18 protein-coding genes are annotated in these 21015 nt (G+C 66.2%); 12 read left to right on the forward strand and 6 right to left on the reverse strand.

The features are described from left to right. Window positions 1–3: 3 nt before the first annotated feature. Both msrB and CSC70_RS03440 read right to left on the reverse strand, forming a co-directional pair. Window positions 4–471, reverse strand: coding sequence for a peptide-methionine (R)-S-oxide reductase MsrB (gene msrB, locus CSC70_RS03435; protein WP_162455215.1), 468 nt, complete (start codon window positions 469–471; stop codon window positions 4–6). A gap of 10 nt (window positions 472–481) precedes the next feature. Next, window positions 482–1051, reverse strand: a complete 570-nt coding sequence (locus CSC70_RS03440) for a DUF3016 domain-containing protein (protein ID WP_162455216.1) — start codon at window positions 1049–1051, stop codon at window positions 482–484. 215 nt (window positions 1052–1266) lie between these two features. Between CSC70_RS03440 and CSC70_RS03445 the strand changes: the two genes are divergently transcribed. Then, a complete protein-coding gene (locus CSC70_RS03445; RefSeq protein WP_162455217.1) occupies window positions 1267–2301 on the forward strand; it encodes an aldo/keto reductase in 1035 nt (344 codons plus the stop codon). A 36-nt stretch (window positions 2302–2337) separates the two neighbouring features. On the opposite strand, the gene CSC70_RS03450 is transcribed toward CSC70_RS03445, so the two are convergent. Together CSC70_RS03450 and CSC70_RS03455 are read right to left on the reverse strand one after the other, a co-directional pair. Continuing rightward, window positions 2338–2550 (reverse strand): hypothetical protein, encoded by a 213-nt coding sequence (locus CSC70_RS03450; protein ID WP_162455218.1) that lies wholly within the window; start codon window positions 2548–2550, stop codon window positions 2338–2340. Window positions 2551–2721: 171 nt separating this feature from the next. Next, window positions 2722–4197, reverse strand: a complete 1476-nt coding sequence (locus CSC70_RS03455) for a mechanosensitive ion channel (protein ID WP_211369397.1) — start codon at window positions 4195–4197, stop codon at window positions 2722–2724. Window positions 4198–4639: 442 nt separating this feature from the next. Between CSC70_RS03455 and CSC70_RS03460 the strand changes: the two genes are divergently transcribed. Beyond that, window positions 4640–5689 carry a class I SAM-dependent methyltransferase gene (locus tag CSC70_RS03460; RefSeq protein ID WP_246189303.1) on the forward strand — a complete coding sequence of 350 codons (1050 nt, stop codon included), beginning with the start codon at window positions 4640–4642 and terminating at the stop codon, window positions 5687–5689. After that, window positions 5686–6402 (forward strand): pseudouridine synthase, encoded by a 717-nt coding sequence (locus CSC70_RS03465; protein ID WP_162455220.1) that lies wholly within the window; start codon window positions 5686–5688, stop codon window positions 6400–6402. Before CSC70_RS03460 ends, CSC70_RS03465 begins: the two co-directional genes overlap by 4 nt. On the opposite strand, the gene CSC70_RS03470 is transcribed toward CSC70_RS03465, so the two are convergent. Further along, on the reverse strand, window positions 6391–6936 hold the full coding sequence (locus tag CSC70_RS03470; protein WP_162455221.1) for a DUF1415 domain-containing protein: 546 nt from the start codon (window positions 6934–6936) through the stop codon (window positions 6391–6393). The genes CSC70_RS03465 and CSC70_RS03470 overlap by 12 nt on opposite strands. Window position 6937: 1 nt before the next feature. Then, window positions 6938–7420 (reverse strand): YajQ family cyclic di-GMP-binding protein, encoded by a 483-nt coding sequence (locus CSC70_RS03475; RefSeq protein ID WP_162455222.1) that lies wholly within the window; start codon window positions 7418–7420, stop codon window positions 6938–6940. A 96-nt stretch (window positions 7421–7516) separates the two neighbouring features. Between CSC70_RS03475 and CSC70_RS03480 the strand changes: the two genes are divergently transcribed. The 9 genes from CSC70_RS03480 (at window position 7517) to CSC70_RS03520 (ending at window position 21007) form a co-directional block, all read left to right on the forward strand. Continuing rightward, window positions 7517–8404: a DMT family transporter gene (locus CSC70_RS03480; RefSeq protein ID WP_162455344.1), complete on the forward strand. Its 888-nt coding sequence runs from the start codon at window positions 7517–7519 to the stop codon at window positions 8402–8404. Window positions 8405–8509: 105 nt separating this feature from the next. Continuing rightward, window positions 8510–9469, forward strand: a complete 960-nt coding sequence (locus tag CSC70_RS03485; protein WP_162455345.1) for a substrate-binding domain-containing protein — start codon at window positions 8510–8512, stop codon at window positions 9467–9469. Window positions 9470–9718: 249 nt separating this feature from the next. Beyond that, entirely contained in the window at window positions 9719–12742 is a 3024-nt protein-coding gene (gene pgmB / locus CSC70_RS03490; RefSeq protein WP_246189304.1) for a beta-phosphoglucomutase, read from the forward strand. 71 nt (window positions 12743–12813) lie between these two features. Beyond that, window positions 12814–15318 (forward strand): TonB-dependent receptor, encoded by a 2505-nt coding sequence (locus CSC70_RS03495; protein WP_162455223.1) that lies wholly within the window; start codon window positions 12814–12816, stop codon window positions 15316–15318. Window positions 15319–15511: 193 nt separating this feature from the next. Then, on the forward strand, window positions 15512–16771 hold the full coding sequence (locus tag CSC70_RS03500) for an MFS transporter (RefSeq protein ID WP_162455224.1): 1260 nt from the start codon (window positions 15512–15514) through the stop codon (window positions 16769–16771). Then, window positions 16768–18828: a glucosidase family protein gene (locus CSC70_RS03505; protein WP_246189305.1), complete on the forward strand. Its 2061-nt coding sequence runs from the start codon at window positions 16768–16770 to the stop codon at window positions 18826–18828. The genes CSC70_RS03500 and CSC70_RS03505 overlap by 4 nt, the downstream gene beginning before the upstream one ends. 75 nt (window positions 18829–18903) lie before the next feature. Further along, a complete protein-coding gene (locus CSC70_RS03510; protein ID WP_211369398.1) occupies window positions 18904–19956 on the forward strand; it encodes an alpha/beta hydrolase in 1053 nt (350 codons plus the stop codon). A gap of 83 nt (window positions 19957–20039) precedes the next feature. Then, the gene (locus CSC70_RS03515) at window positions 20040–20486 is read left to right on the forward strand and encodes a DMT family transporter (protein ID WP_246189318.1); all 447 of its coding nucleotides are present in this window, start codon (window positions 20040–20042) and stop codon (window positions 20484–20486) included. A gap of 2 nt (window positions 20487–20488) precedes the next feature. Next, a complete protein-coding gene (locus tag CSC70_RS03520; RefSeq protein WP_162455226.1) occupies window positions 20489–21007 on the forward strand; it encodes a DNA-deoxyinosine glycosylase in 519 nt (172 codons plus the stop codon). Window positions 21008–21015: the final 8 nt, after the last annotated feature.

Below are 21015 nucleotides of genomic sequence, written 5' to 3' on the forward strand. Positions count from 1 at the left end.
GGGTCAGTCGGCCGGGCCGGCGTCGGCGCCGCCGCGCTGCAACAGATCGGGCAGGGGCTGGCCGCGATCGGTGAAGGTCAGCGACACCGAATTCAGGCAATGCCGTTCGCCGGTCGGCGGCGGGCCGTCCGGGAATACATGCCCGAGATGACTGCCGCAGCGGGCGCAGACTTCCTCGGTGCGGGTCATGCCGTGGCTGCTGTCGCGCAGGTAGCGGATGTGCTGCGGGTGGTAGGGCTGGAAGAAGCTGGGCCAGCCAGTACCGGAATCGAACTTGGCGCTGGAGCGGAACAGCGGCAGGCCGCAGAAGCGGCAGCTGTAGACGCCTTCGCGCTTGTTGTCGAGGAACACGCCGCAGAACGGCGCCTCGGTGCCGTGGCTCAACAGCACATGGCGTTCTTCCGGCGACAGCTCCGCCGTCAGCCGCGCGCGCTGCGTGTCGTCCGGCGGAGTCAGGTCGAAGTCCGTCATCGCGGGCGGGTCATTCGCCCTTCGGTTCGCGGATCGCACGCAGGCCGTTGCGGGTCCAGTCGTCGATCATGTTCTTTTCGTAGCGCAGCATGTCGCTGTCGCGGTACATCGAGCTGTGCATCAGGAAGCCGGTGTCGGCCAGTTTGCTGTCGCTTTCGGCGATGATCTGGCCGTCGGCATTGCGCAGCACGTAACTCAGCTCCATCCGTGGCGGATACATGTCGCGAACGATGCGGACATGGTCCAGATTCGGTCCGCGCCCCGGCTCGTAATGCCCGGCACGGGTGATGTCGGTGATGTTGACGCTCAGGGTTTCGCCCGGCGCCAGCTGCTTGGCGGCACTTTCGCGCAGGTGTTCGGCCAGATCCACGACCCAATTGCCGCGCTTGGCTTCCCAGCTGTTGCCGCTGAACTTGATCTCGCTGAACTCGTTCGGATCGGTCCAGGTCACCGAGACCGGACCTTCCTCGGGCAGGCTGCGCGGATAGTCGGCGTCGGTGACCGAAACGCTGCGGGCGTGGCCGGTGACGACCGTGCCCAGGCCAAGGGCCAGGGTGAACATCAGAGCGGCGATTTTCATGGGAACTCCGGGGGAATCGGCAATGTGAGAATTCTGCGCCGGCCGACCAATGCGCAGCAATCCTCGAAGCCATCGCAGTTGCGCGGGGTTCAGGCGCGCGTAGTGCGCGACACGGTCCGCAAGTTGCGATGCAGCATTCCGTTTTCGACCTTGCGCAGCCAGTCGCTCGCGGGTCGAATGATGACCTTCCCCCGATGCTTCGCAGGCGACTGTCCATGGAATACCGCTACCTCGGCAACTCCGGCTTCCGCGTCCCCGCCCTCAGCCTGGGCACCGGCACCTTCGGTGGTCAGGGCGAGTTCTTCAAGGCCTGGGGCAGTACCGATGTGGCGCAGGCGCGGCGCATGGTCGACATCTGCCTGGAGGCCGGGCTGAACATGTTCGACAGCGCCGACATCTATTCGAAAGGCGCGGCCGAATCGATCCTGGGCGAGGCGATCAAAGGCCGTCCGCGCGATTCGCTGATCATTTCCACCAAGGCCACCTTCCGCTTCGGCGAGGGCGAGAACCAGGTCGGCTCTTCCCGCTATCACCTGATCAACGCCGTCGATGCGGCGCTGCAGCGGTTGGGCACCGATTACATCGACCTGTTCCAATTGCATGGTTTCGACGCGCGGCCGCCGGTGGAGGAAGTGCTGTCCACTCTCGACACCCTGGTCAAGGCCGGCAAGATCCGCTATCTCGGCGTGTCCAATTTCTCCGGCTGGCACCTGATGAAGTCGCTGGCCGCCGCCGACCGCCATGGCTGGACCCGCTACGTTGCGCACCAGGCCTATTACTCGCTGGTCGGTCGCGATTACGAGTGGGAGCTGATGCCGCTGGCGGCCGACCAAGGTGTCGGTACGGTGATCTGGAGCCCGCTGGGCTGGGGCCGGTTGACCGGCAAGATCCGCCGCGGGCAACCGCTGCCGGCATCCAGCCGCCTGCAATCGCAGGTCGCCAACGATGCCGGTCCGCAGGTGGATCCGGAACACCTGTACCGGGTCGTCGACGCGCTGGACGCGGTCGCGCAGGAAACCGGCAAGACCATTCCGCAAGTCGCGCTGAACTGGCTGCTGCAGCGGCCGACCGTCTCTACCGTGGTGGTCGGTGCACGCAACGAGGAACAGTTGCGACAGAATCTCGGCGCGGTGGGCTGGAACCTGAGTCCCGAACAGATGGCCAAGCTGGATGAGGCCAGCGCCGTGCCCAAGCCGTACCCGTACTGGCACCAGGCCGCGTTCGCCTACCGCAATCCCCCACCGGTCTGATTACAGCCCCGGCGCCTTGCGGTGAACCACGGCCGGTCAGCCGTGGCTGCTGACCAGTACCGCTTCGCGGCCGGCCATGTCCATGACCACGGCGGTCGGGATGCCGTGACGTTCGTGCAGCGCGCCGGCCATGATGTCGGCCGTTTCCAGTGCGTCGTCCCAGCGGGAAAACCAGAACTTGCCTTCGTCGCCTTCGTACAACTGCCAGCCGGTGGCCTGGGCGGCGATGGTGAACAGCAATCGGTGCATGACGGCAACCTCGGTTGGACCGGTGCCTGCCAGCATGCGAGTCCGCCTCACAATTGCCACTCGGGGCATGCCGCGCCTGCGGGTAGGAAAAATCCGAATCGCGGGTCCGAAAGCCGTACGGGCCCGAGCGGTTGGCACGGGCCCGTACGGGTCAGCAGCAATCGAGAGGGATCAGTCCTGCCTGTCCTTGTGTTGCAGGTAGTCGCGCGCCCAGCGCTGGGTCAGGGTCGCCGCGGCTTCGCGACCGCCGAGGCCGAAGGCCAGGGCGGTGGCTACGGCAACCGCGCCGAGTATCAGGCCGAAGGCCAGGTTGACGATGTCGTCGGCGATGCCCATCGCCCGCAGGCCCATCGCCAGCACCATGCCGAGGATGGCGATGCGGGCGATCCGCGACAGGCCGATCGCCTTGTCCGGATTGGCGCGCTGGATGGCTTTGGCGGCCACGTCGGCCAGCCAGTAGCCGACCGCCAGGATCACGCCGCCGAGCAGGATGTCGGCGCCGAAGGCGATGAACTGTTCGAACAGTTCGCGCACGCCGGCGAAGCCCAGCTGGTGCGCGGCCTCGACGGTGGCGAACAGCATGACGAAGAACAGCGCCAGCTTGCCGGCGAAGGTGGACAGGCTGTTGCCGCCTGGCGCGTCATCGCCCGGCTTCGGGGCGTCGAAGGCCTGCCCCAGACCGAGCCGTGCCGGCAGCTGGTCGAAGCCCAGGCTCTGCAGCAGGCGCGCGATCAGACCGGCGACGAAGCGGCCCAGGTACCAGGCCACGATCAGGATCGCGGCGGCGGCCAGCACGTGCGGGATCGCGGCCAGGAAGATTTCCAGCATCCGGATCGCCGGTGCCGACAGCGCGGTGATGCCCAGCGTGTCCAGCGCGGCGATCAGCGCCGGCACCATGACCAGGACGAAGACCAGGGTGCCGCCCAGCTTCGACAGCTTCAGGCCCGAGTCGACTTCGCTGCCGAGCTTGTCCGCGCCCGCCGCATCCAGCAGGTGGGTAACCAGGCCGCGCAGCACGCGCGCCAGCAACCAGCCGGCACCGGCGATCAACGCGGCCGAGAACACGTTCGGCAAGGCCTGCAGGAAGGTGTGGGTCATGTCGCTCAACGGCGCCATCAGTCCCTGGATGTTCAGCGCGGCGATGATGGCGGGCAGGAACAGCAGCAGGACCAGCCAGTAGACGACGTTGCCCAGGGTCGAGGCGATCGGCTTGACCCCGGCCGAGCTGGACAGCTTCTCGTCCCACTGGGTGGCGGCCATCAGCCGGTTCAGGCCGGCGCGCAGCAGGACCGCCAGTACCCAGGCGAATCCGGCCAGCACGGCAGCCAGCAGGATCCGCGGCAGGTACAGCATAACTTCCGAGGCCAGTGCCGAGAACGGCGAATACAGCGCTTCGAACCTCAACACGCTGAACACGCCGGCCAGGGTTAGCACGATCACCAGCCAGAAGGCGACCAGCGAACCGATGCGCGCCAGCGGCAACGAGCCTTCGGTCTGGTCGTGGACTTTCGCCTCGATGCCGGTGGCGACGATCGCTTTGCGCACGCCGGCGCGGACCAGCAGAGCGACGACCAGGCCGACGACGAAGATCGCGATTGCGCCCAGTACGCTGGGCAGGTAGTTCCCCAGGCTTTGCTGGAGTTGCATGAGCAGGTTGTGGAGGTCCATGGATTTCCCCGGTTGATGCCATCGCGCGATGACCCGCGATGTCTGTGGCAAGAGCCCTGCAGCGGCAGGACGCGGCGCACGCATGGAGTCGGGCAGGGGCAGGCTTCGCCGGGAAGCCGCATCGATCCTGCCCGCTTCCGCGCAATGTCTGCGGAAATCGGGTCCGTCGACGACGACGGATTCCATGGATGCGTGCTTTTACCGTAGCACAGCCAGCAGGATTCACCGATGACAGTTGCGCAGGTGCGCATGCGGAATTCGAGCGGATTTTTGGCTGTGTTTCGCAAGTTGCCGGAATCACGGCGATTGTGCGGGCGAAATGCAAACTGGGGATTCAAGCGGCTTGCGGTCGCGGGTTCTCACATTCTTGCCGAGGCAAAGCTAGAATCGCCGCCCGTCTCTTTGATCATGGAGCATTGGCTTGACTGCAGCCGGATCCGATCCTGCGCTGGACGCCTTGCTGCTGCCGTTCGCTTCCGGGCAACTGGACTGGCCGCAGCGAGGCAGTCTGTTCCTGCGCGCGCGCGACGGCGGGACGCTGCATCGGCAGTCGATTCCGTCGTTGGTGTGCGAGCAGAGCTTCAAGCCGGCCCACGACGCCCTGCTGCGCTCCGGTCTGCAGGCGCGAATGAGCGGTGACGACACCGGTTGGCCGTGCGTGCTGCTGCTGCCGCCGCGTCAGCGCGACGAGGCGCGCGCGCTGTTCGCGCAGGCATGGACGCGTGCGCAGGCGGGTGGCATCGTCGTTGCCAGCATGGCCAACGACGAAGGCGCGAAATCCGGGCAGGCCGATTTCGAAAAGCTGTTCGGACCGGCTCATGCGCTCAGCAAGCACAAGTGCCGGGTGTTCTGGGCCCGGCGTGGCGACGACGGCGATGGCGATGCGGATGTGCTGGCGGCATGGACCCTGCTGGATGCGCCGCGCGCAATCGCTGCCGGGCGTTTCGTCAGCCGTCCCGGCGTGTTCGCCTGGGACCGGATCGATGCCGCCTCGGCGCTGCTGGCCGAGCATCTGCCCGACACGCTGGCCGGAAGCGGCGCCGATCTCGGTGCCGGTTACGGCTATCTGTCGACCGAACTGCTGGCGCGTTGTCCGGGCATTACCGACCTGCACCTGTACGAGGCCGAGGCGCGTGCGCTGGACTGTGCGCGCAGCAACCTGCAGGCGTACACGGGAGCGGTCGCGCTCGATTTCCGCTGGCACGACGTGACCGTTGGCTTGCCGCAGCGCTACGACTTCATCGTCAGCAATCCGCCGTTCCATGCGCAGCAACGGCAGTCGCGTCCGGATATCGGCCGCGCCTTCATCGCCGCCGCCGCCGAGGCGCTGCGCCCGCGTGGCGAACTGTGGTTGGTCGCGAATCGCCAGCTGCCCTACGAACAGGTGCTGGACACGCGCTTCGGCGAGGTCGAGACGCTGGCCCAGCGCGACGGCTTCAAAGTGGTGCGTGCGCGTAGGGGTGCGGCATGAAACTGGTCCGGCATCTGGCCAATCTTGGCTACGGCAGCCGCAAGCAGGTGGCGTGGATGTTCCGCGAAGGCCGGGTGACCGACGCCGACGGCGAGGTGCTGTACGCCGACGATGCAGTCGCGCACGACGATGTGCGAATCGACGGCGAGCCGCTGGACCCGCCGCCAGGCATGCTGGCGATGTTGCACAAGCCGGTCGGCTGCACCTGTTCGAACAAGGATGGCGGGCGACTGGTCCACGATCTGCTGCCGCCGCGTTTCCGCCTGCGCAAGCCGGTGCTGTCGACGGTGGGCCGGCTCGACCGCGACACCAGTGGCCTGCTGCTGCTGACCGACGACGGCAGCCTGTTGCACCGGATCATCTCGCCGAAGGCGAAACTGCCCAAGGTGTACGAAGCCGTGCTGGCCGAGGACCTGCGCGGCGACGAGGCCGCGCTGTTCGCCAGCGGCACGCTGTTGCTGGAGTCGGAAACCGTGCCGCTGCTGCCGGCGGATCTGCAGGTGCTGGAATCGCGACGGATACGGCTGACCCTGCACGAAGGCCGCTACCACCAGGTGCGGCGGATGTTCGCCGCAGTCGGCAACCATGTGCTGGCGCTGCATCGCAGCCGCGTCGGCGGACTGGCGCTGGACGGATTGCCGGAAGGGCAGTGGCGGTTGCTGGAACCTGCGGATCGGGAACGCTTGTTTTCGGTCGCGGATTCAGTCCGATAGTAGGCGCCGCCAGCCGTCGGCTCCCAGTTCGCGCAGGGTGTCGATGTTGCGCTGGACGATCACGTCCGGGTCCGGGAAGGCTTCCACCGCACGGTCGATGCTGGCTTCGCGCAGCAAGTGCAGGGTGGGGAAGGGCGAGCGGTTGGTGAAGTTGTCGATGTCGTCTTCGCCGCTGCCGGCGAAGCGATATTGCGGGTGGAAGCTGGCGACCTGCAGCACGCCGTCCAGCTCCAGCGCTTCCACCAGCGCATCGGCGCGGTCGAGGAAATCGTTGTAGTCGAGGAAATCGCCCAGTACCTGCGGGTGCACGATCAGGGTGGTGTCGATCCGTTCCGGGTCGGCGTCGCGCAGTTCCAGCAGTTCCTCGGCCAGCTGCTCCAGAAGCGCATCGGCAGTGCTGGCGTCGCTGAGGACCAGGCGCACCTGCTGCTTGGCGTACACCGCCTTGGCGAACGGGCACAGGTTCAGGCCGATCACCGCGCGTTCCAGCCAGCGCCGGGTCGCGGCGATGGCGTCCGGTTCGTCTGCGTGCATGTCAGTCGCGGAAATTGTCGAACTGCAGTGGCAGCTCGAACTCGGCGGCCTTCAGCAGGGCGATGACCTGTTGCAGGTCGTCGCGCTTCTTGCCGTTGACCCGCAGCTTGTCGCCGTTGATCTGCGCCTCGGCCTTGATCTTCGATTCCTTGATCTTGGCCACGATCTGCTTGGCCAGTTTCTGTTCGATGCCCTGGCGCACGGTGATCTTCTGCCGTGCGCCGGCCAGGTTGGTTTCCACCTCGCCGAACTCCAGACAGCGGGCGTCGATGCCGCGCGCGATCAGCCGCGCGCGCAGGATGTCGGACATCTGCTTGAGCTGGAAGTCGCTGGGTGCGGACTGCACGATCAGGCGCTCGTCCAGCGCGAACTTCGCGTCCACCCCCTTGAAGTCGAAGCGGTTGGACAGTTCGCGGTTGGCCTGGTCGACCGCATTGGTCAGTTCGTGGGTATCGACCTGGGATACGACGTCGAAGGAGGGCATGGCGGCGGATCGCTCCTGGTTGCGGAGAGGGGTGCGGGAATCATTCCGGGCTATCAGGGTAACCCGGCCGCGATGCGATAATGGACCATGACCTCCGTGCCGCTGTCCCGCCAGACTTCGCCACTGCCCGCGATCGGCCTGATGCTGCTGGCGGTGGCACTGTTCGCGCTGATGGACGCGGGCCTGAAACTGCTGTCGGCGCATTACCCGCCCTTGCAGGTGGCCACGTTGCGCGGGCTGTCCTCGTTGCCGTTCGTGCTGGTATGGGCGCTGTTGACGGTGCCGCCGCGTTCGCTGCTGCGGGTGCACTGGTCGCTGCACCTGCTGCGCGGCGCGCTGGGCATCGCGATGATGGTCGGTTTCGTCTACGGCCTGCGGCAGATGCCGATGTCCACCGCGTACGCAATCGCCTTCGTCGCCCCGCTACTGGTCACCGCGATGGCCGGGCCGGTGTTGAAGGAAAAAGTCGGTGCTCAGCGCTGGGTCGCCATCGCGATCGGCATGCTCGGGGTGCTGGTGATCCTGCGGCCCAACGGCGAGGGGTTCCCGATCCGCGCCGGGTTGGCCGTGCTGGTGTCGGCCGCCTGTTACGCGGGCAATTCGCTGACCGTGCGGGTGCTGGCGCAGCGCGACAGCACCCAGGCCATGGTGGTGTGGATGCTGACGCTGCTCTCGCTGGGCGCCGGGATGCTGGCGCTGCCACAGTGGCAGCCGTTGCGCTGGGACGATGCGGCGATCATCGCCGGCGTTGGCGTGGTCGGTGGGCTGGGACAGGTGGCGCTGACCGAGGCTTTCCGCCGCGGCGAGGCTTCGTTGATCGCGCCGCTCGAATACACCGCGCTGATCTGGGTGGTCGGGCTGGATCTGGCGGTATGGGGCGTGCTGCCGGACATGGTGACCTGGCTTGGGGCGGGAATCATCATTGCCAGCGGCTTCTATCTGCTGCGTCGCGAACAGGTGCACGCCGAAGCCGAGCATCCCTGAACGCGGCAATGGCTGGCCTACAATGGTCGTATCGCAGCCGCGTGACCGCCGATGCCCAAGCGCCGCCCCAGATCCCCGCAGACCTTGCCGGACGCCGGACCGACCATGGCGGACCTGGCCAAGATCGCCGGCGTTTCGGCGATCACCGTGTCCCGTGCCCTGCGCGACAGTCCGCTGGTCAACGCCGAGACCCGGGCCCGGGTGCAGGAAGTGGCACGCCAGCACGGTTACGCCTTCAACATCAATGCGCGCAACCTGCGCCTGCGCCGCAGCATGACGGTGGCGGTGGTGGTGGAGATGAAACCGAGTCTGGAGCGGCAGATGTCCGGTCCATATCCGCTGGAACTGCTCGGTGGTATTACCCAGGAACTGACCTCGTCCGGCTACAGCGTGTTGTTGACCGCATTGCAGGGGCCGCCGCCGCCCAGCGTGCAGGCGGCCGACGGGGTGATCCTGCTGGGCCAGGGCGCGCACGAGGACGCCATGCACGCCGTGCGCAGTTGGGGCCGACCGCTGGTGGTCTGGGGTGCGGTCAGCCGGCACGAGTCCGAGGTGGTGGTCGGCAGTGACAACCGCCGCGGTGGCGCGCTGGTCGCCGAGCGCTTCCTTGCCCTGGGTCGCAGCCGGCCGGTGTTCCTCGGCGATCCCGCCCACGGCGAGTTCGCCGAGCGCCTGGCCGGTTTTGCCGACACCCTGGCCGGTTACGGCATCCAGCCGCTGACCCCGCCGGTGGGTGGCTTCACCGTCAGCGCCGGGGCCGAGGCCGTGCGTGCCCTGCTCGAGCGGCAGCCGCAGTTTGACGCGCTGTTTGCGGCCAGCGACCTGCTGGCAATCGGTGCAATCCGTGCCCTGCTCGAACGCGGCCGGCGGGTTCCGGAAGACGTTTCGGTGATCGGCTACGACGACACCCCGCTGGGCGCGACCTACGTGCCGCCGCTGAGTTCGGTCCACCAGAATTTCCTCGATGCCGGCGTGCTGCTGGCACGCAAGGTGCGGGCCCTGATCGAGGGCGAAGCGGCCGATTCGGAGACCCTGCCGACCCATCTGGTGCTGCGCGCCACCTGAACCGCGGACGCGTTGTGCGCCGCAGCGTGCGGTTATCCCGAATCGCATCCGGATGATGATCGTCTTTCGGCAGATAACTCCTTGGATTTCATCGGCATGTCGTCGATATCGGGCGGTGGCGCCGGATCTGTCTGGAGCGCCGTTTTCGAACAAAATCCGCATTTGTTATCGATAACTTGACATCGATAACAATGGCCGCCTAGTGTCCGCCGCGGCCACCGGACCGGTGGCATTGGAAAGCGAGGCGACGTGGGCAGGCAGGAGCTGACGAACCAGGCGCAGATCGATACCGGGGCGAACGCAACCACGGGGGCAATCGACCCTTGGCGGTTGTGCCGCGACGGTTACGACCCCGTCAGCGACGCCCGTGACCAGACCCTGTTCGCGCTGGCCAACGGTTCGCTCGGCGTGCGTGCCGGGTTGGAGGAAGGCGGTCGTGGTGGCAGCTTCATGGCCGGTGTCTACGAGCGCCATCCGATTCACTACCACGAGCGTTTCCCCGGTTTCGCCCGCCATACCGATACCCGCCTGCCGGTCGCCGACGGCGCCCGCATCGGCATCTGGCTGGACGAAGAGCGGGTCGATCCGGGGCGCGTGGAATGGCTGCGGTTTCGGCGCGAACTGGATTTGCGCGATGGGCGCCTGACCCGTCGTGCGCGCTTGCGCACACCGCAGGGCAGGACGCTGGATATCGTCGCCGAGCGTGTGGTGCCAACGACGACACGTCCCGGCGCGGCCGATCTGCTGGCGATCCGCTATCGCGTGGAATCGGTCGATTACGACGGTCCGCTGACCCTGGTGTCGGCGCTGGAAAGCGGGCAACAGGCGGCGGCGCAGGGCGACGACCCACGCATCGGCGTGTCCGGAGGCGAAGGCCTGATCACCGAGGCCGGCGAAGCCAGCGAAGTGCAGGCGAGCCTGCGCCAGCGCACCCGCCACAGTGGCATCCATCTGGTTTGTGCGCAGCGCCACGGCGGCGATGACATGCCCGCCTACGACGGCAGTGAGCGCGAACCGGACCGGGTGGCGCAACGTTATCGCGTGCGCCTGCAGCCCGGGCAGGGCGTCACCCTGGAAAAGTACGTGGCCTATGCCTGTGGCGATTCGTCGGCCACGCTGCACGAACGGGCGGACGAGGCGTTGCGCGAGGCCATGAGCCTGGGCTTCGACGGCCTGGCCCGCCGCCATGCCGAAGGGTTGCACGAGTTCTGGCAGGCGGCCGAACTCGGTGTCGGTGGCGATCCCGCCAGCGAGCAGGCGTTGCGCTTCAACCTGTTTCATCTGCTGCAGTCGGCCGCGCACGACGGTGTGCACGGCACCGCGGCCAAGGGCCTGACCGGGGAAGGCTACGAAGGTCATTGCTTCTGGGATACCGAGGCTTTCGTGCTGCCGGTGATGGCGCTGACGGCGCCGGACATCGCCCGCGCCATGCTGATGTACCGCCATCGCACGCTGGACGCGGCGCGCGCGCATGCGCGGGAGATGAACCACGACAGCGGCGCGCTGTACGCCTGGCGCACCATCGCCGGTGGCGAGTGCTCGGCCCACTACCCCAGCGGCTCGGCGGCCTACCACATCAATGCCGCGATCGCCTACGCCATCGGCATGTACTTCGACGCCAGCGGCGACGTGGATTTCCTGGCTGAGGCCGGCGCCGAGATGCTGTTCGAAACTGCGCGGGTGTGGATGCAGATCGGCCACTTCAATCCGCACCGCGACAACCGCTTCTGCATCCACGAAGTGACCGGGCCAGACGAGTACACGACCCTGGTCGACAACAACTACTACACCAATCGGATGGCGCAGCGGCACCTGCAGCGCGCCGCGCAGGTCTGGCAGTTGCTGCAGGAGCAGCGGCCGGATGCGATCGCCGGACTGGCGCGCCAGCTGAGGGTGGACGCCGACGAAGTCGCCAACTGGCAACGCGCGGCCGACACGATGTACCTGCCCTACGACGAGGCGCTGGGCGTGCATGCGCAGGACGACACCTTCCTGGACAAGCCGCGCTGGCCGCATCCGCTGCAGCAGGGCGAACACCGGCCGCTGTTGCTCGACTACCACCCGCTGACCTTGTACCGCTACCAGGTCTGCAAGCAGGCCGACGTGGTCATGGCCCTGGTGCTGGCCGGCGACGGCATCGATGCGGCGAGCAAGCGCCGCGACTTCGACTACTACGAAGCCATCACCACCCACGATTCCACCCTGTCGGCCTCGGTGTTCGGCATCCTTGCAGGCGAGGTCGGCCATCCGGCGCGTGCCTGGCATTATTTCGACGCCGGCTTGCGGGTCGATCTGGACGATTTGCACCGCAATACCGACCACGGCGTGCACATGGCGGCGCTGGCCGGCAGCTGGCTGGGGCTGGCACAGGGCTTCGGCGGGCTGCGTGTAGTCGAAGGCGAACTGCACTTCCATCCGCGCTTGCCCGCGGCCTGGCAGAGCTATCGCTTCGGCCTGCGCTGGCGCGGCAGCGCGCTGCGGGTTGAAGTGGATGCCAGTGGCGTGCACTACACGCTGACCGGACAGGCGCCGCTGCGCATCCGCCATGCAGGTCGGGTGCTGGACCTGTTGCCTGGCCAGTCGCAGGTCATCGCCGACGAATTGGCTGAGACGGCGGTATTCCCGCGCCAGTGTCGCGCATTGATTTTCGACCTGGATGGGGTGTTGACCGATACCGCCAGCACCCACTACCGCGCCTGGAAGCGGCTGGCCGACGAGATCGGCGTGCCGTTCGACCGCAAGGTCAACGAGCGCCTGAAGGGCGTCGACCGCATGGCCTCGCTGGAAATCATCCTGGAACGTGCCGAGCGTGGCTATTCCGACGAAGAAAAGCAGGCGCTGGCCGCGCGCAAGAACACCTACTACGTGGCTGAGATCGAACACGTCACACCGGCGGATCTGTTCGAAGGTGTCGAGCGTCTACTGGCCGAGGCGCGTGCCCGTGGTCTGAAGCTGGGCCTGGCCTCGGCCAGCCGCAATGCCGCGGCGTTGCTGCAGCGGCTGGGCATCGCCGATCGCTTCGACTACGTGGCCGATGCGGCCCGCATCCGCAACGCCAAGCCCGATCCGGAAATCTTCCTGACCGTGGCCAATGCGCTGGGCGTCGCCCCGGCGCAATGCATCGGCGTTGAAGACGCCGCCGCCGGCATCGTCGCCATCCGCGATGCCGGCATGCCCGCGGTGGGCATCGGCGATCCCGTCGAACTGGCGCAGGCCGACCGCGTGCTGCCGTCGCTGGCGGCGTTCCGGCTGGAGGATTTCGTGTTGCCGTAAACGTCGCGGCAAAGACTGCGACGCATCAGCTGTATCGACTCAAAAAGAAGCACCCACTGGAGGGAAATATCATGAGATACAAGAAATTCATCCGTTACACGCTCTCTGCCGCCATCGCCGCGGCCCTGGCTCCGGTGTACGCGCAGGCGCAGGAAGCCACCGATACCGCTCCGTCCAGCGACCAGGCGGCGACCACGCTCGATGCGGTGGTCGTGTCCGGCAGCGCGGTCAGAGGCGGCGTCAAGAAACTCGAGGCCAGTTACAACATCGTTCGCGCAAGCGAAGAGCAGATCAAGATGGCCAATCCCAAGAGCACGGCCGACCTGCTGAAGATCTCGCCCGGACTGTGGCCGGAATCGACCGGCGGTCAGACCGGCGCCAACATCGAGATCGCCGGCTTCCCTGGTGGCGGCGACGCGCCGTACTTCTCCACGTTGCTGATGGGCTCGCCGTTGTATGGCATGCCGACCCTGTCGTTCTTCGAGACGACCTCGATGTTCCGCCTTGACGACACGGTGGGTTCGACCGAAATCCTGCAAGGCGGCCCGTCGGTGGTGTTCGCCGACGGCCAGATCGGCGCCACGGCCAACTTCTTCCTGAAGACCGGTTCCGATACGCCCTATGGCAGCGTCGGTCTGACTTATGGCGATGAAGGCCTGTTGCGGCTGGATGCCTTCAGCGGCTTCAAGGTGGCCGATGGCTGGTACGGCAGCGTTGGCGGCTTCTGGCGCAGTTCCGACGGCGTGCGCGATCCGCAGTTCAAGGCCGACGAGGGCGGCCAGCTGACCGCCACGTTGTCGCACGACTTCGCCGACGACAAGGGCAACCTGACCTTGTACGCGCGCTATCTGAACGACAAGAACCAGTTCATCACCCCGATTCCGCTGGTTCAGACCGGCACGGACAGTTTCCGCGCCTATCCCGGCTTCGATCCGCTGAAGGACACCTACTACAGCAAGGCCATCCAGCATGTGCACTTGCCGTCCTACGGCGGCGTGGCCGGGGGCGTGGACGCCGATCTGGCCGATGGCCGCGGCGCCGACATGATCTTCGTCGGCGGCAACTTCGACTACGACCTGGGCAACGGCTGGTCGATCAGCGACAAGTTCCTGTTCGACGAAGGCGACATGGACACCAGTGCGCTGTTTTCCGGCAACAACCCGGCCAGCCTGAACGACATGCTGTACACCGCCGGCGTTCCGGGCGGCTTCGCCCTGCCCGCGGGGACTGCCACGGCAACCTACGTCGGTGGTGGAGACGTGGCGCTGGACCAGAGCGTCATCCAGCAGGGCTGGTGGCATATTCACAAGCACCTGAAGAGTTTCAACAACGATTTCCGCCTGAGCAAGGAATTGTTTGACGGAAACACGCTGACCATCGGCCTGTATGTCAACCACTACACCATGGACGACAAGTGGTCGCTGGGCAATCAGATGCTGATGACCAATGAACCCAATGCGCGTCCCATCATGGTCACCTACGATGATGGCGGCACCACCTACTATCGCACCGACAGCCAGGGCTTTGCCGATTTCAGCGGATTCCATATCGCCGAGCACGGCAGCGCAACCAACACCGCGCTGTACCTGTCGGATTCGTGGCGGGTCGGCAAATGGCTGCTGGATTTGTCCGGTCGCATCGAGAATCAGGATGCCACCAACAACGTGTGCAACCTGGACAACGTCGACCTGGACGGCGACCCGACTACGCTGTACGACAACGCGGTTCCGGTTTGCAACGGCACTTATGCCAAGACCGATTATGACAAGACCCATCCGTCCTTCAGTGCGGGGGCGAACTATTCGTTCAACGACCACATGTCGATGTACGGACGCGTCAATACGGGCGGACATTTCCTTGATTTCGACAACGGCATTCGCGGCAGCACCACCGGCAACACGCCACCCATGCAGAAGATTCGCAACTACGAGATCGGCTTCAAGTACCAGTCCAAGCTGCTGTACGCCGACATCAGTGCCTATCGCCGCAAGTTCACCGGCCTGCAGTACCAGCCGACCAACGGCCTTGGCACTCCGACCGGTGACGTGCAGGTCTATGGTTCCGACTCGTTCGGGGTCAACTTCATTGGCGCGGTGACGCCGACCGACAACCTGCGCATCCAGCTGGTGGCCAATTATCTCGACGGCGAATACACCGACTACGATGCCTGTTTCCCGTATACCGACATCAATGGTGTCGACCAGTGCGCCGCCATCGATGGCGAGCAACTGCAGCGGCAACCGAAGATCCGCGCGATGCTGACGCCCAGCTACCGCTTCGACTTCGCCTGGGGCGACATCACCCCGTACATCACCTATACCCATGTCGGGGATCACACCCAGGACCAGTCGGGTCTGCAGGAACTTGGCTCGTACCACACGCTGGATTTCGGTATCACCTCCAACGTCGGTTACAACTGGTCGTTCGCGCTGCGCGGCACCAACGTGACCAACGAGCTGGGATTGACCGAGAGCAATTCGCGCATCTTCGGTTCAGCCGCAAGCAGCGGCGGTGTGCTGCTGGCGCGTCCGCTGGAAGGCCGCGAGATCAACTTCCAGGCCAAGTACAGCTGGTAACGGTGTTGCCGGCCCGGATTGGCGAAATCCGGCGGCGGGGCGCGTTGGCGCGCCCCGCCTTGTGCAGATCCGCAACCATGAAGTCGCCCAAGTACGATGACGTCGTGTTTCCCGCGCTGACGGTGCATCCGCAGTCGGGGCATGTCCCGGCCGGAGCGTTTGTCGTCCTGTCGTCCATGATCGGAGTCCATGAATGAGCCGTTCCCGCATGATTCTGGCGATGATCCTGACCTACATGGTCTTCGCCATACTGCTCAACAGCGTGGGTACCCTGATCCTGATAAGCCAGAAGGCTTACGGTGTCAGCAAGGAGGCGACCAGCGTTCTTGATGCGTACAAGGATCTGCCCATCGCGGTCGTGGCGTTTCTGGTTGCGTCATGGCTGCCGCGACTGGGCTATCGCCGCGGGATGATGCTGGGCCTGGTCGCGACCGCGGCGGCATGCGCGATGATGCCGCTGGCCAACACGTTCTGGGTGATGAAGCTGATGCTGGCCGTGCTGGGCGTGGCCTTCGCTTTCGTGAAGGTTTCGGTCTATTCCAGCATCGGCCTGCTGACCGAAGACAGCAAGGGGCATGCGAGTCTGACCAGTTTCGTCGAAGGCTGTTTCATGATCGGCGTTCTGGCCGGTCCATGGTTGTACAGCATCTTCATCGGCCAGCAGGAGACCCCGGATGATCCGGTCTGGCTGCACATCTACTGGTGGTTGGTGGGGGCGTGCGTGATCATCATCGGCCTGCTGGCAGTGTCGAGCATGGACGAAAGCGCCGCGACTGATGGCCACAACATCGCCCAGTCCTATCTGGACATGATCAAGCTGATCGCGGTGCCGCTGGTGATCGTGTTCCTGGTGTCGGCGTTCCTGTACGTGCTGCTCGAACAGGGCATCAACACCTGGCTGCCGACCTTCAATGCCGATGTGCTGCATCTGTCGACTGCGACCAGCGTGCAGCTGGGGAGCCTGTTCGCGGCCAGCACCGCGCTGGGCCGCCTCGGTGCGGGCCTGTTGTTGCGTCGCATGTCCTGGCACTGGTTGCTGGTGTTCTGCCTGCTGGCGACGGCGGGTCTGGTGCTGGTGGTCCTGCCGCTGGCGGCAAATGCCCAGCCACCGGCCGCCGATGGCTGGTGGCATGCGCCGAAAGCGGCGTTCCTGTTTCCGCTGATCGGCCTGTTCATCGCGCCGATCTACCCTTCGATCGTCTCGGCGGTGCTCAGCGCATTGCCCAGGACGCGGCATGCCGCGATGGCCGGCCTGGCCGTGGTGTTCTCGGCATTGGGCGGCAGCACCGGCTCGTTCGTCACCGGACACGTATTCGCGCGGTTCGGCGGACAGACGGCATTCTACCTGTCGCTGATACCGCTGGCGCTGCTGTTGCCCGCAGTATTGCTGCTCAAGCGGTGGTCCGATCGTCGCGGCACGACCTCGCCAGCGGCGATGGAGATTGCGCAATGAGGGCCTGGCCCATGCTGTTGGCGGTCGCATTGTGTGGCGTATGCGTACAGGTGACTGCCGAACCCCTGCAGTTCAGGATCAGCGAGGGCAGGGTCGAGAATGCGTTCTACCAGGAGGGACCGGTCGCGGTGCATGTGCTGCTCGACTCGGGCGTGCATCCGCGCGCGCTGGTGGCGTTCCCTGCCGGCAACAGCGGGGTCGGCGTCTGGTTCGAGGCGACCGACTCGACCGTGCGATGGACGCTCGAGGACATGCGTGGTGCCACGGTCGTCGATGATGCGGGGCGTGCACTGCACGGCATCGTCGCCACGGCCAGCGTCGATGCAACGCGACTGGTGGTGAAGGATGCGGTGCTGGGAAGCGTGCGCGTGTTGCGGGACTACCAGCTGGGGCAGCCGTATCCGCCGCAGACGGCAGCCAGGGCGGAGGTGTCGACCGACACGATCCTTTGGCGGCGGCACCGCCTGGATGGCGCCCCCGGCTACCGAATGGCGCTGGTGATCGAGCAGGGACGGATTGCCGGGCAGTCGCCGTTGACCCTGGTGCCGGATCGTCCGGGACAACCGCTGCGCCTGCGAATCGAGGCGTATACCGGCGAAACGCCGCTGACCCCGTTCGCGGCCGGGGAATTGTTCAACGCCGATGCCGGCAGCGATCCGCGCAGCCGCCAGGCGCTGCGTTTCCTCGCCTACCGGGACAAGTATCTGGCCGGCTCCTGGCGTTTCGACACGTATTTCGGTCGCGATACCTTGTTGTCCTTGCGGATGCTGATGCCGGTCCTGCAGCCGGATGCCGTCGAGGCCGGCCTGGCTGCAGTGCTCGACCGCCTGAACGCGAACGGCGAGGTGGCGCACGAGGAGGACATCGGCGAATTCGCCGTGCTTCGCCGCCGCGAACGGGGCGAAGATGGCGATGCGCCGTTGTACGACTACGGCATGGTCGATGACGACCGCATGCTGGCACCGGTCGCGGCGACCTATCTGCTCGATACGCTGGACCTGGATCGCGCCGCAGATCGTGCCCGCGCGGAAGCGTTCCTGGCCCGAAGGACGGCAACGGGCGAAGCCCTGAGTTCGGCATTGGTGCGCAACTTCGCTTTCGTGACGAAGTCGGCGCGCGCTTTCGCATCTGCGCCGGAAGCCGGCCACCTGATCGCCTTCGGCGAAGGGCGCAGCACCGGCCAGTGGCGCGACAGTCAGGAGGGCAATGCCTACGGGCGCTACGCCTACGACGTGAATGCGGTCTGGATGCCGGCGGCGCTCGAGGCGATTGCGCGCTTTGCCGGTTCCGGACTGCTGCAGCCGTATGCGAATGGCGGGATGTTCGACGATTGCAAGGTCCTGGCACGGGTCTGGGCGGAAAAGGCGCCTGCCATGTTCAGGGTGAAGCTGGATGCCGGAGCGGCGAATGCAGCCGTGCGCGCCTATGCGAACGGGCAGGGCATCGATCCGACGGCGGCGCTGGACAGCCTGCCGTCGGAGGGGCTCAAATTCGATGCATTGGCGCTGGACGCGCAGGGCAAGCCGATTCCGGTACTGCATTCCGATTACGGCTTTGCCCTGCTGTTCGGCAACCCCGACCCCGGAACGCTCGAACGAATGGTCGATGACATGATGCGTCCGTTTCCGGCGGGCCTGATGACCGATGTCGGCATGCTGGTGGCGAATCCGGCCTATGCCGATCCCGGAGTCGCGAAGCTGCTGGGTCGCACGGCCTACCACGGCACCGTGGTCTGGTCCTGGCAACAGGCACTGCTGGCCGACGGTCTGGCGCGGCAGCTGGCCCGGACCGACCTGCCTGCCGGCGTGCGGGACCGTCTGCGCTCGGCGCAGCGCCGCCTGTGGCGGGTCATCGATGCCACCCGCGATCTGCGTACCTCGGAATTGTGGTCCTGGTCGTGGAAGGATGGCCGCTACCGGATAGAGCCGTTCGGCCAGAGCGGCGGCGATGCCGACGAATCCAATGCCGCGCAGTTGTGGAGCACGGTGTACCTGGCGGTGAAACCGCCGGTCGAGACAACGGATGTTGCAGAATCCGCCACGGATCATGACGACTGACCGGGCCGTTTCCGGCGCATCGACGCGACTGGCTGCGCGTCTTCGCGATTTTCGCTATTGCAGGGAGTGCTCCTGATGAGCAGATGGTCGGTCTTCGTCGCGATATTGTTCTTCTGCAGCGGAACGGTTTTAGCGCAGGCGGCTGTCGAACCGGCTACAGGCAGCCGGGTGGACATGCCGGCGACGTCGTTGCCCTACAGCCGTTTCGCCAGCCCCGAGGCCAGAACCCGGTTCGAGCAGCTGCAGGCGGATCAAGGCCCGCCCTCTACCGACATCGCCGACTTGCGGCGTTTCTATCAGGACTACAACGATGCACGGCTGCGCGAAGTGCAATCGCGTTACCTGGCGCGGGTGGAAGCAACGACCATGGGCGGAGTGCCGGTGCAGGTCGTCGACCCGGCGGCCGGCGTCGCGGAAGGTAACGGCGCGCGCGTGTTGATCAATCTGCATGGCGGCGCCTTCATGTGGGGCGCGGGCAGCGGCGCGCTGGTGGAGGCGATTCCGATTGCCGTCGTTGCCGGCATGCGGGTGGTGGCGGTCGACTACCGGCTGGCGCCCGAGCATCCGTACCCGGCCGCTGCGGAAGACGTGGAGGCGGTGTACCGGGCGCTGCTGGAGGAATACCGGGCGGAGAACATTGGCATCTACGGCTGTTCGGCCGGCGGGGTGCTGACCGCGCAGGCAACCGCCAGGATCCTGCGGGCGGGCCTGCCGCGCCCCGGTGCCATCGGCACCTTCTGCGGCACCGGCTTGCCGTTCGCCGGCGACTCGGTTGTGCTGGGACAACTGGCGACCGGCGCCGCGCCGATGAAGGCCGACAGCGACGCGCGCCCCCCCTATCTGCTGGCGGATTCGGTCGATGGTCCGGCGGCGTATCCGGGCAAGTTTCCGGAACTGCTCGAACGCTTCCCGCCGACGCTGTTGCTGGCCGGTGGCAGGGATTTTTCGGTCAGTGCCCTGACCACCATGCATCGGCGCCTGCTGGGTTCGGGGGTCGAGGCCGATCTGGTGCTGTTCGATGGCATGTGGCACGCCTTCTTCGTGTTTCCGGAACTGCCCGAATCGCGAGAAGCCTACGGGCTGATCGCGGATTTCTTCGACCGGCACCTGGGCCGCGCACCGCACTGATCCGTCGGCGTCGCCAAACCGCGGCCGGCGTTCGCGTATCGTGATTGCCAGAATCGGACGGGTGGAGGCGGCACGTGAAAGCAATGAGTCTGGGACTGGCGGTTTTCATCGGCATGTTGTTGCCGTTGCAGGCCTTGATCAACGCCGCGCTGGGTCGACAGACCTTCGGGCCGCTGTTCGCCGCGTTGGCGTCGTTCGCGGTCGGCACGCTGGTGCTGCTGTTGTGGTGGTGGGCGGCCAAGCCGGTGTTCGAAGTGGCGGCGCTGGTGCGGGTGCCGTGGTGGGCCTGGACCGGGGGCGTGATCGGCGCGGTCTACGTGGCCGCGGCGACCCTGCTGATTCCGCGCATGGGCGCCGCGCCGCTGATCTGCCTGGTGGTGTTCGGCCAGTTGATCGGATCGCTGCTGCTCGATCATTTCGGCGTGCTGCACGCGCGCCAGCCGATCGACGGCATGCGCATGCTGGGTGCCGCACTGGTCGTCGTCGGCGCCTTGCTGGTGGTGCGTCCCTGGCAATCGCCTGCCGGTTGAATATGGCGGAGGAACTGGTCGGACTGGGGCCGCGGATTGCGGCCGATTGCCGCGTGCTGGTGCTGGGCTCGATGCCCGGCGGCGCTTCGCTGCAGGCCGGGCAGTATTACGCGCATCCGCGCAACCGGTTCTGGCCGCTGATGCAGCACCTGTTCGGCATCCCGGCCGGGCACGAATACGAACGGCGCATCGTCGGCTTGCAGCGCGCAGGCGTGGGCCTGTGGGACGTGATCGGCCGCTGCCGGCGCCGTGGCAGCCTGGATTCGGCCATCGAACGCGGCAGCGAGCTGCCCAATGCCGTCGCCGAAATACTGCAAGAGCAAACTGGTATCGCCGTGGTCGCGCTGAATGGCGGCAAGGCGGCATCGGCGTTCCGTCGATACGTGGTGCCGCAATTACAGCCGCAACGGTTGCAGACGCTGACCGTGCTGCCGTTGCCATCGACCAGTCCGGCGCATGCCGCGATGGATCTGCCCGCGCTGGTTCGGGCATGGTCGGTGTTGGCTGCGGCAGACGCTTGACCGGTTCG

The organism is Pseudoxanthomonas kalamensis DSM 18571 (assembly GCF_010211745.1).
GTDB lineage: Bacteria > Pseudomonadota > Gammaproteobacteria > Xanthomonadales > Xanthomonadaceae > Pseudoxanthomonas_A > Pseudoxanthomonas_A kalamensis.